We start from the raw sequence: 16585 nt of genomic DNA, 5'->3' as shown, positions 1-16585 counted from the left end.
CACAACCGCGACATGCTCTACGAGAACCCGCTGCACATGGCCGAGGACGCGGCCGTCGCGGATCTCATCGCCGACGGGCGCCTGCAGCTCGGCATCTCCCGGGGCTCCCCGGAACCGGCCCTCGCCGGCTACGAGGCCTTCGGGCACGTCCCGCGCGCCGACGAGGACGCCGCAGGCATGGCTCGTCGGCACACCCGGGACTTTCTGGCGGCCGTCGACGGCGGCGGCGCGGCGCGCCCCGATCCGCGCCAGAGCGCCTCGCGGGACCTCCTGCCGATCCAGCCGCAGGCCCCGGGGCTGCGGGAGCGGATCTGGTGGGGTGCCGGCTCCCGCGCCACCGCGGCGTGGGCCGCGCAGCAGGGCATGAACCTCATGTCCTCGACCCTGCTCACGGAGGAGACCGGTCAGTCACTGGCGGACCTGCAGGCCGAGCAGATCGAGGTCTTCCGCAGCTCCTGGCGGGATGCGGGCTGGCAGCGCGAGCCGCGGATCTCCGTCTCCCGCTCCGTCATGCCGGTCTTCGACGACGTCTCCCGCCGGTACTTCGGCGTCCACGCCCAGGCGGACAGCCGCGACCAGGTGGGTTACATCGACGGCGGCATCGCCCGCTTCGGGCGCAGCTACACGGGCGATCCGTCCCGGATCGCCGAGGAGCTCGCCCAGGACGCGGCCGTCGCGGAGGCCGACCTGCTGCTGGTGACCGTCCCCAACCAGCTCGGCGTGGACTACAACGCCCGGGCGCTCGAGGTCATCCAGCGGGAGATCATGCCGGCCCTGGGGTGACCCGACCCGCGCATCCGCCTGCCGCATCGGCGACCGCCTGATCGACCGCGGCACCAGGCTCGTCGTTCGCTTCGCTCAGACGGGCGCGTGGTGGGCGACGACGGTCTTCATGATCAGCGTCGAGGTCAGCCGCTGGACGCCGGGCAGCTGGCTGAGCTCATGGTCGTAGAGCTCCTGGTAGTGCTGCTTCGAGCGGGCTGCGACGTAGAGCTGATAGTCGGGCTCGCCGAACAGACGCTGCGCCTGCACGACGTTCGGGATCGCGGCCGCGGCCTCCTCGAAGGCCGTCCAGGTGGCGTGATCGGCGGCGCGCATCGTGACGAAGACCAGGGCTTCGAAGGGCATGCCCAGCTGGTCGAGGTCGAGGTCGACGCCGAACCCCCGGATCACCCCCGACGCCTCCAGGTCGCGGAATCGCCGGTGGCACGCCGAGGGACTCAGCCCCACCTTCGAGGCGACGTCGGTCACCGTTGCTCGCCCGTCCCGCTGGAGGAGGGAGAGGATCTTCCGGTCAAGTGCATCCACGGTGAAAGATCCTTCCGCTGAACAGGGGTCATGGCAACAATTCGCGAATCATATTGCGCGTGATCTCGAATAATCTTGCCTCATTGCCGAGCCCCTGCAGGAGGAACCGCCGATGGATGCGGGATCGATGGTCGCCTTCTGGGGCGTCTCCATGCTGTTCGTGATCACGCCCGGGGTGGACTGGGCGTACGCGATCGCCTCGGGTGTGAAGCACCGGCAGGGTGTGCTGCCTGCGGTGACCGGCATGCTCACCGGGCATCTGACGGCGACGCTGATCGTGGCCGCCGGGGTCGCCGCGGTCCTCGCCGCCTCGCCCATCGCCATGACCGCGCTCACCCTCGCCGGGGCCGCGTACCTGATCTGGCTCGGCATCGGGACACTGCGGCACCCCGCCGCACCGGATCTCACGGGCGAGGCCGCGCCGACCGGAGGGCGGAGACTGTTCGCGAAGGGCGTCGGCATCAGCCTGCTGAACCCGAAGGTGTTCCTGCTGTTCCTGGCGCTGCTCCCGCAGTTCACCACGCCGGGTGCGTCGTGGCCGGTCGGCGCGCAGATGATCCTGCTCGGGGCGCTGCACGTCGCGAACTGCGCGGTCCTGTACTTCGCCGTCGGCTACGGCGCCGCTGCGGTCCTCGTCAAGCGGCCCAAGGCCGCGCAGGCCGTCGGGATCGTCTCCGGGATCGTGATGATCGTCCTCGGCGTCCTGCTCGCAGCGGAGAAGGCGATCGCGATGCTCCTGTAGTCGGCCGCCGGGGGCCTCGACCAGGACATGCGCCGCGAGAACCCGCTGCGCATGGCGCAGGAAGCCGAGGTCGTCGACCTCATCGTCGACGGGAGCGCCGGCTCACCACTCCAGGGCGATCTTGCCCAGGTGGCTCCGGCCCTCCATCGCGCGGCAGGCATCGGCCAGCTGATCCAGCGGGAGGGTCCGGTCCAGGACCGGCCGGATGCCGAGTCCGTCCAGGGCGGTCACGAACTCCTGCTGCATCCGCCGCGAGCCGACCAGCACGCCGTGCAGGCGCACCTGCTTGGCCATCAGCAGAGCCGTGGGGATCTCCCCCGCATTGCCCGCGACCACCCCGATCAGGCCGATGGTCCCGCCCGGCTTCACGGCCCGCAGCGACTGCGGGAGAGTCTGAGCACCGGCGGACTCCAGGACGATGTCCGCACCTCCGGTCTCCTTCTTGATCGTGCGACCCCATTCCGGATCGTCCTGGTAGTTGACCGTCACATCGGCGCCGAGCTCCCGGGCCCGGGCGAGCTTCTCGTCGGAGGAGGACGTGATCGCCACCTGCGCCCCCATGGCCTTGGCGATCTGCAGCGCCAGGATCGACACGCCGCCGGTGCCCAGCAGCGCGACCGTCTGACCGGGACGCAGATCGCCCTCGGTCACCAGGCAGCGCCACGCGGTGGCTCCCGCGGTCGTGATGGTCGCGGCCTCGGGGTGGGTCCATCCGCGAGGGGCCGCAGTGAACCAGTTCGCGGGGCGGACGACGGACTCCCGGGCGTACCCGTCCACGCCGTCGCCGGGCGAGCCCGCGAAGGAGGAGGCGACATCGTCGCCGGCCTGCCAGTGCGGGAAGAACACGGAGACCACGTGGTCGCCGACCGCGAACTCCTCGACGCCCTCGCCGACCTCGGCGACCACGCCGGAGGCATCCGCGAGAGGCACGCGGTCCTCGTCCGGGGGCGTGCCGCCGGAGATCACCAGGTAGTCGTGGAAGTTCAGGCTCGAGGCCCTGACGTCCACGCGGATCTCGCCGGGGCCGGGCGCGCCGGGCTCGGCGACGTCGTCGAGCCGCAGGTTCTCCAGACCGCCGCCGGCGGGGACGATGAACTGCTTCATGGTCGGACTCCTCTCGACGGGCCCTCCGCGCGCTCCACGGCGGGCTTGTCCTCCCAGAGTGCCACCGGCGGCCCGCGCCGCAGAAGACGGATCCGCTCTCAGCGGGATCGCGCGGCCGGTCCCTGCGCCGTCCGAGGCCGGTGCCAGACTCCCCGCATGACCGATTTCCGCTTCTCCCAGGTCGATGTCTTCTCCGCCGCGCCCCACGGCGGCAATCCGCTGGCCGTGGTGCACAATGCCGACGAGCTCACGGACGAGCAGATGGCCCGGTTCGCGAACTGGACCAACCTCTCCGAGACGGCGTTCCTGCTCTCCCCCGAGCACGAGCACGCCGACTACCGCGTGCGGATCTTCACCCCGCAGGAAGAGCTGCCGTTCGCGGGGCACCCCACCCTGGGCTCGGCGCGCGCCTGGCTCGAGGCGGGCGGCGCGCCGCGCCCGGACGGGACCGTCGTCCAGGAGTGCGGGGCGGGCCTGATCACGGTCCTGTCCGACGACGACGGCCTGTCCTTCTCCGCCCCGCCCCTGCGCCGCGGCGGCGAGGTCGAGTCCGCGACCCTGGCCCATGCCCGGCAGGCGCTCGGGCTGAGCCCCGGCGACGTCCAGGGGGCGAACTGGGTCGACAACGGACCCGGGTGGCTCGGGCTCGTGCTCGCCGACGCCCGGAAGGTGCTGGCGCTCGAGCCCGAGCCGACGCTGATCGCCCAGCACGATCTGCGCCTGGGCGTCTTCGGCCCCCACGAGCCGGGACGGGATGCGGACGTCGAGGTCCGGGCCTTCGTCCCCATGGAGACGGGGATGCGCGAGGACCCGGTGACGGGCAGCCTGCAGGCCGGCTTCGGGACGTGGCTGATCCGGGCCGGCCTGGCGCCGGAGGAGTACACGGCGGCCCAGGGCACGGCGCTGGGCCGCAGCGGGCGGGTGCGCGTGCGCTCGGACGGGCAGGACGTGTGGGTCGGCGGTGCCGCAGAGGTGACGATCACGGGCATCGTCAGCTTCTGAGGCCGCCGGGGACGCTCAGGCCCAGGGCGACGGGCCGCCGGTGAGCACCGCCTGCTCGTGGTCGATCAGCATCCGGCGCACCGCGGACCGCGGATCCGGCTCTCCGGTGCTGCCGTCGGCCCGGGTGACGCGATGCACGGGCAGGAAGAGCGGCGCCCGGACCTCCGAGCACAGCGTGCCCGCGGCCCGCGCGGCCCTGGGGCGTCCGGCCGCGGCGGCCAGCCTCCCGTAGGGCAGGGTCTGCCCGTACGGGATCTGCGCGATCCGCTCCCAGACCGCACGGCGGAAGCCCTCCGCGTCGCCGAGGTCCACGGGGACGCCCAGGTCCCGGAGGCCGCCGTCGAACCACACCTCGATCCGCTGCGCGATCTCGGCCAGCGCGGCCGGATCGTGGGCGGGCGGCGCTCCGAGCCGGGCGCCCGCCTCCACCAGGACGGACTCCTCGCTCGGCATGCCGGTCCCGTCGGGACGGGAGAACGCGGCGCGCACGGCACCATGCGGGCCGACGACGATCAGGCCGTCGCCGATCGGCGTCTCGATCCAGCTCCAGACGGGTTCGCGGGGCATGCGCATGCGCCGATCCTGGCATGCCGCGGTCCTCCGCCGGGTCGGGGCAGCGTCGCCGGGCGGATCAGCCGCGCGGGCGCAGCCGGGTGTTCGGCAGCGGCGGCGCGGGCAGCGGATCGGGCTCGCCGTCGGGGTAGGGCCCGAAGCGCGGCGGGTCGTCCGGGCCCAGGCCTGCGGCGGCCAGGATCTCCTCCGACGGAGCGCCCTCGAAGCCCAGCTCGTGCTGGTAGATCGCCCGGTAGGCCGCGACCTCATCGTGCGTGCGGCCGATGAAGTTCCACCACATGACGATCTCCTCGCCCAGCGGCTCGCCGCCCAGCAGGATCAGGCGCACAGGCTCGGCGTCGTCGTCGACCTCCAGCCGGAGGCTCTCGCGCCCCGGGCCCACGTAGGCCAGATGCTCGGCCTCCAGCGCGACCCCGTCCACGCTCAGGGCACCGGAGTCCAGGTAGACGCCGTGCTCGAACCCCTCCTGCACATCGAGCTCCAGCACGGCGCCGGGCTCGAGCAGGATCTCCGCGCCCAGCAGCGGCGGGGTGGAAGTGCCCACCTGGGCGTCGTCGCCGGCGAACTCCCCGATGAAGACGCGGATCTGCGATCCCTCCCCGCGCACGGGCTGCGGGACGTGATGGATGAAGTCGTGGTCCATGTGCCGCGTGGACTCGGGCAGCGCGTACCACAGCTGGACGCCGTGCAGGATGCTGGTCTCGGCCGTCGAGATCTCCTGATGGGTGGTCCCGCGCCCGGCCAGCATGAGGTTCATCTCCCCGGGGCGCACGACGACGCGGTTGCCCGCGGAGTCGAGGTGGTCGATCTCCCCGGTGAACAGCCACGAGACGGTCGCCAGCCCGGTGTGCGGATGGCGGGGCACGTCCATGCCCCCGGTCTGCGCGACGTCGTCGGGGCCGTAGCTGTCCAGGAAGCACCACGCGCCGATCAGCGAGCGCTTGCGCTGCGGCAGGACGCGGCGCACGTCCATGGCGCGCGGTCCGCCCAGGGGGACGGTGCGCGGCGGCAGGATCTGGATCTCGTGGCCGGGCTGCGTCGTGCAGATGGTCTCCAGCGGGACGGGCTCCACGTTGCTCATGCGCTCATTCCAGCACACTTCACGTGACGTGTCACTAACTATCCGGTCGACGGCGGCGCCGACTCAGCCGACCAGCGCCTCCGGGTGCTCGCGCAACCACCCCTGCACGTACCAGCAGGTGGCCTGCGGCTCGATGCCCTCGGCCGCGGTCTCGGCGATCGCCCAGGAGACCAGGCGGTCGGCCACGCCGCGGCCGCGATGGCTGGGCTGCGTGAGGGTGTGGTCGAAGATCCGCTGGGCGCGGCCGTCGTGGTCCCGCGGCGTGTAGTGGGCCTCGCCGACGACGCGGCCGCCGTCGAGGGCCTGGAAGGCATGGGCTGCGGTGTCGTGGCGCAGCTCGAGCTCGGCGGTGGGCGACGGCTGCGCGGAGGGCTCCTGTGCATCGGTCATGTCCGTGCAACGCGAGACGGTGCCGGTTTGTGCCGCTGCTGCACCCGCCGGGAGACTGAACCGGACGGCATCGAGGATCGGGAGAGGAGGCGCCATGGTCGCGTGGCTGGAGCGGCGCCAGGTGCCGCTGTACCTGGCGGCCATGGTCCTGGGGGCAGCACTGGGCCTGGCGCTCCCCGCCGTGACGTCCGCGTGGGAGCCGGCCGTGCCGCCGCTGATCGCGGTGCTGCTGTGGAGCACGTTCCTGGGGATCCCGCTGACCCAGCTGGGCGACGGACTGCGCGACCGCCGTTTCCTGCTGGTGCTGCTGGGTCTGAACTTTCTGGTGGTCCCGGCGGTCGCATGGCTGCTCACCCGGCCGCTGACGGGGCACCCCGAGCTCGTGCTGGGCATCCTGGTGGTGCTGCTGGTGCCCTGCATCGACTGGGTGATCGTGTTCGCCGGCCTGGCCGGAGGCGACCGGGCGCGCCTCACGGCCGCGTCTCCGCTGCTGATGCTCGCCCAGATGGTGCTGCTCGGGCCGCTGCTGTGGCTGCTGGCCGGGCCCCACGTCCCCCTGCGGATCGAACCCGGTCCGTTCCTCAGCGCCCTGGTGTGGATGCTGCTCGTGCCGCTGCTGGCCGCGATGGCGGTGCAGGCGCTCGCGCAACGGGCCGGACGCGGATCCAGCAGGGGGCCTGACGGCATCGCCGGCGCCGCGCGGCGGGTCGAGGGCGCGGGCCAGGCGCTCATGGTCCCCGCCCTGATCCTCGTGCTGGTGACCGTGATCGGCTCCCAGATCACGGCGGTGCGGGGGCGGCTCGAGGAGATCGCGCTGTCCCTGCCCGTCTACATCGTGTTCCTGGCGGCGATGACGGCCGCCGCGGTGCTGGTGTCGCGCGCCGCCCGGCTTCCGACGGCCTCGGCCCGGGCCGCAGTCTTCAGCGCGACGGCGCGCAACTCGCTCGTCGTACTGCCGCTGGCGGTCGCGATCTCGGAGCAGGCCCCGCTGGTCCCGCTGGCGGTCGTGGCGCAGACCATGGTCGAGCTCGTGGGGATGGTGGTGCTGGTCCGAGCGGTGCCGCAACTGCTGCCGCAGCGCCGGGGCCCGGCTCAGCCGGCGGCGACCTCCTCGACGGCCGAGGACTCGACGCCCTCCCGGTAGTGCTCGGGCGCGGCGGGGGCATCGATCTCCCCCTGCTGGTCCAGGAAGTCCGCGGTGTCGATCAGGACATCCGCCAGCGGACCGGAGAAGAACTGCTCCTGCTGCTCGTGGGCGCGCAGGTAGCCGGTGCCGTCGATCTGCCGGCGGACGGTCTCGGCATCCGAGCCCGTCTGCAGCGCCAGGATCCCTGCGGCGCGCTGCGGATCGTCCTGGAGCATCTGCACGGCCCAGTCCTGGGCCCGGGTCCACTGCTCCATGAACTCGGGGTTCTCCTGCGTGAAGCCGGTGCCGGCCACGGACAGGTCGAAGGTCGGCGACCCGATCTCGGCGGCGCGTGCGCTGGAGACGAGCCGGGTGCCGCCGTCGGCCTCGAGCTCGCCGAGCGTGGGGTCCCAGATGTAGACGGCGTCGACCTCCTGGGACTGCCACGCGCCCAGCATCGCGTCGGGCGACAGGTTGATGACGGTGACGTCGTCGGACAGCCCTTCCTGCTCGAGCAGCGCCAGGAGGCTGAAGTGCGCCGTGGACCCGAACGGGACCCCGACCGTGCCGCCGCGCAGGTCCTCGAGCTCGGTGATCCCCTCGGCCCCGATCAGCGCCTCGGCCTCCCCGATCACGTCCTGGATCCACACCACCTCGACGGGCAGGTCCAGGGGCGCGGACTGGGCCCGCACCGCCGGGCTGGAGCCCACCGTCGCGATGTCGAGGGAGTCGCCGCCGAAGCCCTGCACGACCTCCGCGCCGGAGGCGTACTGCGTCCAGCGGATGTCGGCGTTCGGCATGCAGGCCTCCAGGACCTGCTGGTCGCGCACGATCAGATCGCCGCTGGGCAGCAGCTGGAACCCCACGTCGACCGTGCCCGTGACGGACTCGTCGGCCTCCCAGGGGCATTCGGCGAGCACGTCGCCGTGCTCCGCATTGAGCCGACGCTCGGTCTGGGCCGCGGTGCAGCCGGTGAGCAGCAGCGCGGTGGCTGCCGCGAGCGACAGGCCGGTCGCTGCCCTGCGGGATGCGGTGGTCATGGGGCGGTCCTCCTGGCGGAGCGGGTGGTGTCTCATTCGCCGACCGTGGCGCTGCCCGACGGCGCGGTCTCGTCGCCGTAGATCGCCGCGGCGATCCGCTCGCGCAGGGCGGTGAACTCGGGGCTGGTGCGCACGGAGACGTCGTCGTGGTCGCGTCCGACCTCGACCGGCAGGTCCAGGGCGATCCGCCCGGGGCGCGGGCTCATCACGAGCACGCGCGTGCCGAGGTAGACGGCCTCGTCGATCGAGTGCGTGATGAACACGATCGTCTTGCGGTCCTGGCGCCAGATCCCGCGCAGCTCGACCTGCAGGCGCTCGCGGCTCAGGGCGTCCAGCGCGCCGAAGGGCTCGTCCATGAGGATGACGGCGGGATCGTTGGCGAGCACGCGGGCGATCTGGGCGCGCTGCTGCATGCCGCCGGAGAGCTCGTAGGGCTTGCGGTCGGCGAAGGCCTCCAGCCCCACGAGCGCCAGCTCGCGCTCGGCGGCCTCCCGCCGCTCCTGCGCCGGGACCCCCCGCAGCCGCGGCCCCAGCTCCACGTTGGCCCGCACGGACTTCCACGGCAGGAGATTGGCCTGCTGGAACACGACGCCGCGCGCCGCCGATGGGCCCTCCACCGGCTCCCCGTCCACCACGACGGCTCCGCTGGAGGGGGCGTGGAAGCCGGCCACCATGTCCATCAGGGTCGACTTGCCGCAGCCGGAGGGGCCGACGATGCACACGAACTCCCCCTCCCGGATCTCCAGGTCGGTGGGCGCCAGGGCCCGCACGGTGTCCCCGGAGTCGGTCGTGTAGTCCTTGGCCGCGGCCTCGAGCCGGATCTTGGCCGTGTCCCGGCCGCGCGGGGGCCGCCCGGCCATCTGTGCCGTCGTCGTCTGTGCCGTCATCGGATCCTCCTGGGAGCCGGGGTTCCTGGGGCCGGTCATGCGCGTCCCTGCCAGGGAGTCGCCACGCGGCCCAGGGCCGCGATCAGGGCGTCCAGCCCGACGGCGGCCAGGCCGATGACGATGATGCAGGCGATGGTCAGCGGGGTCTGCAGCTGCGTTCCGGAGACGTAGGCGAGCCCGCCGATGCCGGGGATGCCGTTGTTCAGCTCGGCCGCCACCACGGTGGTCCAGGTGAAGCCCGTGGCGATGCGGATGCCGCCGATCACGTCGGGCAGGGCGGAGGGGATCGTCACGTGGCGCATGACCTGCCAGCGCGTGGCGCCCAGCGACCGGGCCGCATTGACCCGGGTGACCTGCACGCCCTGCACCCCCTGCATGGTGGCCACGGCGATCGGGGGGAAGGCGGCCAGGAAGAGCAGCCAGATCTTGGAGGTGTCCCCGATGCCGAACCACACGATCAGCAGGCCGATGTAGCCCAGCGGGGGAAGCGCGCGCAGGAAGTGCAGGTACGGCTCCACGATCTCGCGCACCGGGCGGAACGCGCCGAGCAGCACACCCAGGGCCACGCCGACGACGGCACCCGCGCCCACGCCGATCGCGATCCTGCGCAGGCTGTGCGCCAGGTGCTCCCACAGGAAGTAGCCCTGCTCGCCGCAGGCCCACCGGGAGGCGTCGTCGGTGACCGGGCGGCAGGAGTTGGCCTGGACGAAGGCCGACCACACCGCGCCGGGCGAGGGCAGGAACAGCGGCTGGACCAGGCCCGCCGCCGTGACGAACCACCAGAGCAGGATCAGCACGACCAGGCTGATCAGCGTGGTCCTGACCCGCTGGAGGCGGCCGCGCCGGCGGGTCCGTCTCGAGGAGCGTCGGCCCTCGGCGGATGCGTCGGGCGGCTGCGTCGATGCGGGGGGCGTCGTCGTCGGGGCCGCTGCGGTGGCCTGGGAGGACATGGGCGATCCGTTCTCGGGAGGGCGGGGAAGCAGGACTGCCGGAGCCCGAAACTCTACCGATCCCGTAGGGTTTTTCTCGTGCCCGTCGTCATCTCGTCACACGCGACGGGCCGGACTGTGAACTATTCCTACGGAACGGGTCGGACAACTCCTGCCCGCGCCGCCCGAGCCGTAGATTCGGGCAGACCGCAGCACCCGACGGATCGAGAGAAGGCTTCCTCCGCGATGAGCGTGACTCTGAACTGGTTCCTGCCCACCAACGGCGACGGGCGATCCGTGGTCGATCGGCCGCACTCGAACGACCGCGCCGTGGTCACGCCCCGGGAGCCGAGCCTCGACTACCTGGCCCAGGTGGCGCGCGCGGCGGAGGCCAACGGCTTCCACGCGGTCCTGACCCCCACCGGCTCGTGGTGCGAGGACGCCTGGATCGCCACGGCCGCGCTGATCGGCGCCACGTCGCGGCTGAAGTTCCTCGTCGCGTTCCGCCCGGGCACCATCACGCCCACGCTGGCCGCCCAGATGGCCGTGACCTATCAGAAGGTCTCCGGCGGGCGGCTCATGTTCAACATCGTGACCGGCGGCGAGTCCGCCGAGCAGCGGCGCTTCGGCGACTGGCTCGATCACGATCAGCGCTACGAGCGCACCGACGAGTTCATGCGGATCGTGTCGGAGATCTGGACCGGCCGGGACGTCGACTTCGACGGCGAGCACTACCAGGTGCGCGGGGCCACCGCGTTCGAGCGGCCCGAGGTCGTGCCTCCGCTGTACTTCGGCGGCAGCTCGGAGGCGGCGCTGCCCGTGGCCGCTCGTCGAGCGGACGTCCACCTGACCTGGGGCGAGAAGCCGGAGAAGGTCGGGGCGCGCATCGAGCGGCTGCGGGAGATGGCCGCGCAGGAGGGGCGCACCCTGCAGTTCGGCGTCCGCGCGCACGTGATCACGCGGGACCGCTCCGAGGACGCCTGGGCCACGGCGCAGCGCTTCCTGGAGCAGATGGATCCCGAGGAGGTGAGGAAGTCCCAGAAGCACCTGGCGGCCTCCGAGTCCACGGCGCAGAAGGGGATGACCGAGCTGCACGGCGACACCGTGCCCGAGAGCGCCCGCGAGCTGGAGGTCCACCCCGGCCTCTGGGCGGGCGTGGGCCTGCTGCGCGGCGGCGCCGGGACGGCGTTCGTGGGCAGCCACGAGGAGGTCGCGGACCTGATCGAGGAGTACCACGCGGTGGGTGTGGAGCACTTCATCCTCTCCGGCTACCCGCACCTCGAGGAGTCCTACTGGGTGGGCGAGGGCCTGCGCCCGGAGCTCGCCCGCCGCGGAGTCCTGGCCCCGGACCCCGCCTGACCCCCCGCTCCACACACCCCGCCCCGCCTTCCCGCCGAACGAGCGATCCGAGGCCTGTCGGGGCGCCCAGGGCTCGAGATCGCCCGCTCGGCAGCGGGGAGGGCGGGTCAGGCGGAGAAGAAGAAGCGCACCAGGTGGAAGAAGACCGGGGCCGCGAAGACCAGGGAGTCGAAGCGGTCCATGATCCCGCCGTGGCCGGGGATCACGGCGCCGAAGTCCTTGACCCCGCGATCGCGCTTGATCGACGACATCACCAGGCCTCCCGCGAAGCCCAGCAGGCAGCTCACGAGCGCGAGCAGCCCCGCCTGCCACGGCGCGAAGGGAGTGGCCCACCACAGCGCCGCACCCAGCGCCGTGGCCGAGAGGACCCCGCCGATCAGCCCCTCCCACGTCTTGTTCGGGCTCACCGACGGCGCCACCGGGTGCCGCCCCAGCGTCTTGCCCCACACGTACTGCAGCACGTCGGAGCCCTGGACCACGATCACCAGGAACAGCAGCAGCGCCGCGCCCTGCCACCCGCCGGATCCGGGGGCCGAGCCCTCCGCCGCGGCCTTGCCCTGCTCCAGGGCCACCGGCAGCTGGAGCAGGGCCGGCACGTAGGAGACCGCGTAGACGCAGACCATCAGCGCCCACTGGATCGACGCCGCGCGGGCCAGGAATCCCTCGGTGCGCCCCTGCAGCGCCGAGACCGCCGGCAGGAAGAGGAACGCGTAGACCGGGATGAAGATCGCGGACATCCCGTACCAGTGCTCCCACAGGAACCAGTAGTGCAGCGGCGTGATCACCGCCAGCCACAGCAGCACCGCGCGGTCCGCGCGCTGATCCGGCAGCAGCGAGGCCATCTCGCGCAGCCCGAGCAGGGAGAGCACCGCGAACAGCAGGATCACCGCGGTCTCCCCGCCCAGCAGCGCAATGCCCAGGACGCCGATCATGTACCACCAGGCCCAGGTCCGCTGCCGCAGCTCCGTGCTGAACCCGGCCTTGGCCGCGGGCATCCGGGCCGTCAGGGCCAGAACGACGAGCGTGGCCAGGATCAGCACGACGACGGATCCCGCCAGCAGCCATGCCGCGGCACCGCCGATCAGCCCGATCTGCTGGGGAAGGCCGTCGAGGCCGAGCAGCCCTGCGGGCGTCGTCGCGGGCCCCATGGGCTCAGCCCTCCCCGGTCGTCGTCCGCGGGTGCTCCGCGGCCGGCCCGGCGGATGGAGCAGCGGACGGCCCGGAAGGACCGACGCCGGCCATCGAGGCCGCGCGCTCCTTGAGCTCGCGCCCGATCAGATGCAGTCGGATGCCGACCGTGGCCAGCGACCCGGCCGCGATCACCGCGAGGACCACGCCGAGCACCGCGCCCCTCTCGAGTCCCAGTGGGACGACCACGACCGGCTCCAGCAGGGAGAGCAGGCAGCCGAGCATCAGCAGCCACATGCGCCGCGGCTTGGCCATGGGCCCCTCGAAGTGGTTCGAGAGCCCCTGCGCAGCGCCCAGCGAGCGGACGTAGGCGGTCAGCAGCGCCAGGACCGCTGCGACCCAGCCGATCGTGAGGCCGCCGTGGACGGACGCGATCGCATAGCCGGCACCGGCCAGCAGGAGCACATCGGCGACCCGGTCCGGCACCTCGTTGAAGAGATCGCCGACGGGGGTCTGCCGGCCGCCTTCGACGGCGACCATGCCGTCGAGCATGTTCATGAGCAGCCGCAGCGGGGCCGTGAGCGCGGCGACGATCAGCAGGGCCGCGCGCACGCCGTCGTCGCCCGCCTCGACCGCCCAGCCCGATCCGACGAGCGCGGCGCATCCCCCGGCGGCGATCAGCACGGATGCGGACGAGATCATGTTCGGCGTGATGCCGGCCCGCCCGGTCGCAGCGGCCAGGCCCCGGGCCCAGGCCGTGCTGCGCTGGGGGATCTCACGGCGCATGGTGCGCTCGTCGTCGATCCGATCGAGCGTCGACCTGGCGGCGGCGTCCCGCGGTTCCTCCGAGCACGAGCTCATGGCGTCTCCTGTGACGGGTCGTCGGTCGGACCGGGCCGCCGACCTGTGTTCACCAAGACAAACCCATGTGGCCTCATGTGTACAGGCCTGCCGTGACACGATGTGTCCCGCGCTCCCCTCAGCCGCCGCACCCGGGTGGCAGGATGCCGCTATGAGCGCGCTGCTGCCGACCTGCCGCGGGGACCGATGCAGGAACCGCCCTCGAGGGCTGCGGCAGCACGGCGTCGCCTTCGCCTGGGGCTTCGCCGAGGCCACCGTCTTCTTCGTGGTGCCCGATGCCTGGACCTCCGCGATCGCGCTGCGCCGACCGGCTCGGGGGCAGGCCCTGACCCTCACCGCGACCGCCGGAGCCGTGCTCGGCGGCGCGGCGGTCCACCGCTGGTCCGCACGCACCGGGCCCGCCCGCTCGGCCGGGCTCGCTGCTCGCATTCCCGCGATCAGCCCGTCGATGGTCGCCCGGGTCGACGCCCAGATGCGCACGCACGGCTTCCCCGCCCTGCTGATCGGCCCCTTCACCGGGACCCCGTACAAGCTCTACGCCCGCTCCGCCGGAGTCCTCGACCTGCCCCTCGGGAGGCTCCTGGTCTGGACCGTGCCGGCGCGGCTGTCCCGCTTCGTGCCCGTGACCGCGATGGTCTCCGGGCTCGCAGCCCTGGCGCGCCGGTCCGGGCTCAGCGCCCCGGGCTCGGGACTGCCGCGGCTGCTGGGGGTCGAGCCCCGCACCGTGGAGCTGGTGATCTTCGCGGCCGGGTGGAGCGCCTTCTACGCCTGGTTCTTCCGCACCGTGGGCCGGGAGACGGACGAGCGGCGCCCTCGGGCCGACGACGGGGCGCCCCATGCCTGAGCGCGCGCGGATCAGCGGCATCACGGTGCGGCCCCTCGAGGCCGCCGAGGCCGCCGCTGTCCTGCACGAGGCGACCCTCGGCAACCTCAACTGGCAGGGTCCTCGCTTCCGGGACGCCGACGTGCGCGAGCGCCCCGAGTTCGCGCACTACGCGCGCCTGGAGCTGGGGCGCGGCGACTTCGGCGTCGTCGCCATGCCGGTCTCGTCGCGGCCGTCGACGGAATGGGCCGGTGCGGCCTGGGCTGTGCTCCTGCCGCCGGAGGACCCCGGGTACGGCTTCGCGGGGCCCGGCATCCCCGAGGTCTCGCTCCACGTCCGGCCCGCCTGGCGGGAGCGTCGGGTGGGCCGGCTGCTGCTGCACGAGCTGCATGAGGAGGCCCGTCGGCGCGGCCTCCGGGCGCTGTCGCTGAGCGTCGGGGCGGGCAATCCGGCCCGCCACCTCTACGAGTCCCTGGGGTACCGGGACGCGCCCGGCGCCGCGGCGGGGACGATGCTGATCGAGCTCGGAGACTGAGGCTCAGCCGATCAGCGTGGCGTAGACGACGTAGTTGTCGTCCCACAGCCCCGTCGCGGGGTCGTAGCCGTCGCAGGTGATGAGGCGCAGCTGGGCGTCGTCGGTGTTGCCGTAGACCTTCTCGGTGGCGAAGTCGTCCTTGGCGTAGGCCTCTGCGTAGTCCACGGCGAAGGTCGCCGTCGAGCCGTCCTCGCGATCGACCTCGATCTCGTCGCCGGGCTGCAGATCGCGCAGCCCTGCGAAGACGCCGTCGCTCCCGTCGTCCTCGTTGACGTGGCCGAGCAGGACCGACGGCCCGAGCTCGCCCGGAGTGGGCGACTTGTCGTACCAGGAGGCCGGCGAGCCGGCGGCTGTCGGGGGGACCTCGAGCGAGCCGTTGTCCCGCAGCCCCAGGTGCAGCAGCTCGGAGTCCGTGCCGATGGCCGGGATCCGCACCGCCGCGGGGGCGGATTCGGGGAGGACGACAGGCGCTTCGCCCGACGACGAGTCCGATGCTCCCGCGGACGATCCGGTGCGGGCAGAAGGGGCCGGGCTCGGCCCGCCCTGCGCCTCGCCGCCCGAGCAGCCGCTGAGCAGCAGCGCAAGTCCGAGCGCGGCGAGGAGATGACGGGAGGGGGCGGTCTTCATGATCCTGCACCTCTTCGTTCGAGCGTCATGTCGGTGTGCCCAGTGCCTCGTCCCCTCCCTGAAGCCCGGTCGCCGCGACGCCGGGGCGGGCATCGCGGCGACCGGGCGCGACCGGGCCGACGGACGGGCCGCCCCGGTCATCCTGTCGGCAGGAGGCTCAGGCCCGCACCGCGCGGCGGACGAGCAGCCCCGCGCCGGCGGCGGCGCCCAGCGCCAGCGCCGAGAGGCCGATCACGCCGGCCTGGGGCGAGGACTCCTGGACCGGCACACCGGTCTCGGCACCGCCGGTCGGGACCTGGGTGACCTGGGACACCTCGGCGGCCGGATCGGCGCTCACCTGATCGGCGGCGCCGTCGGTCTCGTAGGCGTCATCGGCATCATCAGCGACGACCGGGGTGGGGAACGCGGCGTCGTCATCGCCGTTGAGCTCGCAGCCGATGCCGTCGAGGTCGCGATCCAGGTGGGTGCCGTAGCCGGGGGCGCCTGCCGGGATGTTGGAGACGCCGTTGGCGAAGGCCTCGGAGCAGTTGTCCCAGGTCCACGGCTCCTGCGCGGCCGGATCGGCCGTGACAGGCGCCTCGGGTGCCCGGGGCGCCTGCGGTGCCTGCGGGGTGTTGACCTCGGGGGTCTGCGGAGAGACCGGGTCCGGGAGGCCGACGCCGGGGTTCTCGCAACCCACACCATCGTTGTCACTGCCATCCAGTCCAGGGGTGTACCCGGGGTCAGCGTTGGTGATATTCGCCTTGCCATCGGCGTAGACCTCAGCGCAGTTGTCGTAGACGCCGGGGGCGGCGGCGGCCGGGGCGATGCTCAGACCCGACAGGCCTGCCAGGGCGACGGCGGTGGCGCCGGCGCCGGCTGCGAGCTTCTTCATGGTGGTGCCCTTCTGTTAGTCGGATGAATGGCCATGCCCTCACCTGGGCGAATGACATGACCATTCATCTGACCACTTGGAGCGGCTCGACACCGCGTCGCCCCACTCCCATTGCAGAATGTGACATGCACCATGACGCGCGGGGCTCCGGTGCCGTGGACGGATCCGTCGCACCGGAGCCCCTCGTCGTCCGCCT

The 16585-nt window shown here is 72.8% G+C and carries 18 protein-coding genes and 1 pseudogene; 7 read left to right on the top strand and 12 right to left on the bottom strand.

Translation table 11 applies throughout. From position 1 onward, the window contains the following. Window positions 1-9 precede the first annotated feature (9 nt). A pseudogene (locus tag FSY66_RS01760) lies at window positions 10-783 on the top strand (LLM class flavin-dependent oxidoreductase); the annotation flags it as partial. Window positions 784-858: 75 nt separating this feature from the next. Here the strand turns inward: FSY66_RS01760 and FSY66_RS01755 are convergent. After that, window positions 859-1308: an Lrp/AsnC family transcriptional regulator gene (locus FSY66_RS01755; protein ID WP_144790636.1), complete on the bottom strand. Its 450-nt coding sequence runs from the start codon at window positions 1306-1308 to the stop codon at window positions 859-861. A 112-nt stretch (window positions 1309-1420) separates the two neighbouring features. On the opposite strand from FSY66_RS01755, the gene FSY66_RS01750 reads away from it, so the two are divergent. Then, the gene (locus tag FSY66_RS01750; protein ID WP_144790634.1) at window positions 1421-2050 is read left to right on the top strand and encodes a LysE family translocator; all 630 of its coding nucleotides are present in this window, start codon (window positions 1421-1423) and stop codon (window positions 2048-2050) included. Window positions 2051-2152: 102 nt separating this feature from the next. Here FSY66_RS01750 and FSY66_RS01745 read toward each other — a convergent pair whose 3' ends face one another. Next, on the bottom strand, window positions 2153-3154 hold the full coding sequence (locus FSY66_RS01745; protein WP_144790632.1) for a zinc-dependent alcohol dehydrogenase family protein: 1002 nt from the start codon (window positions 3152-3154) through the stop codon (window positions 2153-2155). A 156-nt stretch (window positions 3155-3310) separates the two neighbouring features. Between FSY66_RS01745 and FSY66_RS01740 the strand changes: the two genes are divergently transcribed. Then, window positions 3311-4156 carry a PhzF family phenazine biosynthesis protein gene (locus FSY66_RS01740; protein ID WP_144790630.1) on the top strand — a complete coding sequence of 282 codons (846 nt, stop codon included), beginning with the start codon at window positions 3311-3313 and terminating at the stop codon, window positions 4154-4156. 15 nt (window positions 4157-4171) lie between these two features. Here FSY66_RS01740 and FSY66_RS01735 read toward each other — a convergent pair whose 3' ends face one another. The 3 genes from FSY66_RS01735 to FSY66_RS01725 all read right to left on the bottom strand — a co-directional run bounded on the left by FSY66_RS01735 (window position 4172) and on the right by FSY66_RS01725 (window position 6200). After that, window positions 4172-4723, bottom strand: a complete 552-nt coding sequence (locus tag FSY66_RS01735; protein WP_186304347.1) for a methylated-DNA--[protein]-cysteine S-methyltransferase — start codon at window positions 4721-4723, stop codon at window positions 4172-4174. A gap of 64 nt (window positions 4724-4787) precedes the next feature. After that, window positions 4788-5810 carry a pirin family protein gene (locus FSY66_RS01730; protein ID WP_144790626.1) on the bottom strand — a complete coding sequence of 341 codons (1023 nt, stop codon included), beginning with the start codon at window positions 5808-5810 and terminating at the stop codon, window positions 4788-4790. A gap of 63 nt (window positions 5811-5873) precedes the next feature. Next, entirely contained in the window at window positions 5874-6200 is a 327-nt protein-coding gene (locus FSY66_RS01725) for a GNAT family N-acetyltransferase (RefSeq protein ID WP_186304346.1), read from the bottom strand. A gap of 94 nt (window positions 6201-6294) precedes the next feature. On the opposite strand from FSY66_RS01725, the gene FSY66_RS01720 reads away from it, so the two are divergent. Then, window positions 6295-7344 (top strand): arsenic resistance protein, encoded by a 1050-nt coding sequence (locus FSY66_RS01720; RefSeq protein ID WP_144790622.1) that lies wholly within the window; start codon window positions 6295-6297, stop codon window positions 7342-7344. Here FSY66_RS01720 and FSY66_RS01715 read toward each other — a convergent pair. From FSY66_RS01715 to FSY66_RS01705, 3 genes are read right to left on the bottom strand one after another with little or no spacing between them, the layout of a single operon-like run. Further along, complete coding sequence (locus FSY66_RS01715; RefSeq protein ID WP_144790620.1) at window positions 7293-8366, bottom strand: taurine ABC transporter substrate-binding protein; 1074 nt, start codon at window positions 8364-8366, stop codon at window positions 7293-7295. The two genes, FSY66_RS01720 and FSY66_RS01715, sit on opposite strands and share 52 nt — an antisense overlap. A 32-nt stretch (window positions 8367-8398) precedes the next feature. Beyond that, window positions 8399-9253, bottom strand: coding sequence for an ABC transporter ATP-binding protein (locus FSY66_RS01710; protein WP_260853336.1), 855 nt, complete (start codon window positions 9251-9253; stop codon window positions 8399-8401). Window positions 9254-9288: 35 nt separating this feature from the next. After that, window positions 9289-10203 (bottom strand): ABC transporter permease, encoded by a 915-nt coding sequence (locus FSY66_RS01705; protein ID WP_144790618.1) that lies wholly within the window; start codon window positions 10201-10203, stop codon window positions 9289-9291. A 225-nt stretch (window positions 10204-10428) separates the two neighbouring features. Between FSY66_RS01705 and FSY66_RS01700 the strand changes: the two genes are divergently transcribed. Then, window positions 10429-11541: an LLM class flavin-dependent oxidoreductase gene (locus FSY66_RS01700; RefSeq protein ID WP_144790616.1), complete on the top strand. Its 1113-nt coding sequence runs from the start codon at window positions 10429-10431 to the stop codon at window positions 11539-11541. A 107-nt stretch (window positions 11542-11648) separates the two neighbouring features. Here the strand turns inward: FSY66_RS01700 and FSY66_RS01695 are convergent, their stop codons facing one another. Continuing rightward, window positions 11649-12689 (bottom strand): phosphatidate cytidylyltransferase, encoded by a 1041-nt coding sequence (locus tag FSY66_RS01695; RefSeq protein WP_144790614.1) that lies wholly within the window; start codon window positions 12687-12689, stop codon window positions 11649-11651. Between the two features lie 4 nt (window positions 12690-12693). Beyond that, the gene (locus tag FSY66_RS01690) at window positions 12694-13530 is read right to left on the bottom strand and encodes a CDP-alcohol phosphatidyltransferase family protein (RefSeq protein WP_260853335.1); all 837 of its coding nucleotides are present in this window, start codon (window positions 13528-13530) and stop codon (window positions 12694-12696) included. A gap of 151 nt (window positions 13531-13681) precedes the next feature. On the opposite strand from FSY66_RS01690, the gene FSY66_RS01685 reads away from it, so the two are divergent. Beyond that, window positions 13682-14374: a hypothetical protein gene (locus tag FSY66_RS01685; protein ID WP_260853334.1), complete on the top strand. Its 693-nt coding sequence runs from the start codon at window positions 13682-13684 to the stop codon at window positions 14372-14374. Beyond that, entirely contained in the window at window positions 14367-14888 is a 522-nt protein-coding gene (locus tag FSY66_RS01680; protein ID WP_144790613.1) for a GNAT family N-acetyltransferase, read from the top strand. The genes FSY66_RS01685 and FSY66_RS01680 overlap by 8 nt, the downstream gene beginning before the upstream one ends. 3 nt (window positions 14889-14891) lie before the next feature. Here FSY66_RS01680 and FSY66_RS01675 read toward each other — a convergent pair whose 3' ends face one another. Together FSY66_RS01675 and FSY66_RS01670 are read right to left on the bottom strand one after the other, a co-directional pair. Continuing rightward, window positions 14892-15515, bottom strand: coding sequence for a class F sortase (locus FSY66_RS01675; RefSeq protein ID WP_144790612.1), 624 nt, complete (start codon window positions 15513-15515; stop codon window positions 14892-14894). Window positions 15516-15672: 157 nt separating this feature from the next. Further along, window positions 15673-16389 (bottom strand): excalibur calcium-binding domain-containing protein, encoded by a 717-nt coding sequence (locus FSY66_RS01670; protein ID WP_144790611.1) that lies wholly within the window; start codon window positions 16387-16389, stop codon window positions 15673-15675. Window positions 16390-16585: the final 196 nt, after the last annotated feature.

This window comes from Kocuria palustris (assembly GCF_007666205.1).
Classification (GTDB): Bacteria; Actinomycetota; Actinomycetes; order Actinomycetales; family Micrococcaceae; genus Kocuria; species Kocuria palustris_A.
Note: the sequence above shows the minus strand (reverse complement) of the source record. Positions and strands in the feature narration are given on the sequence as shown.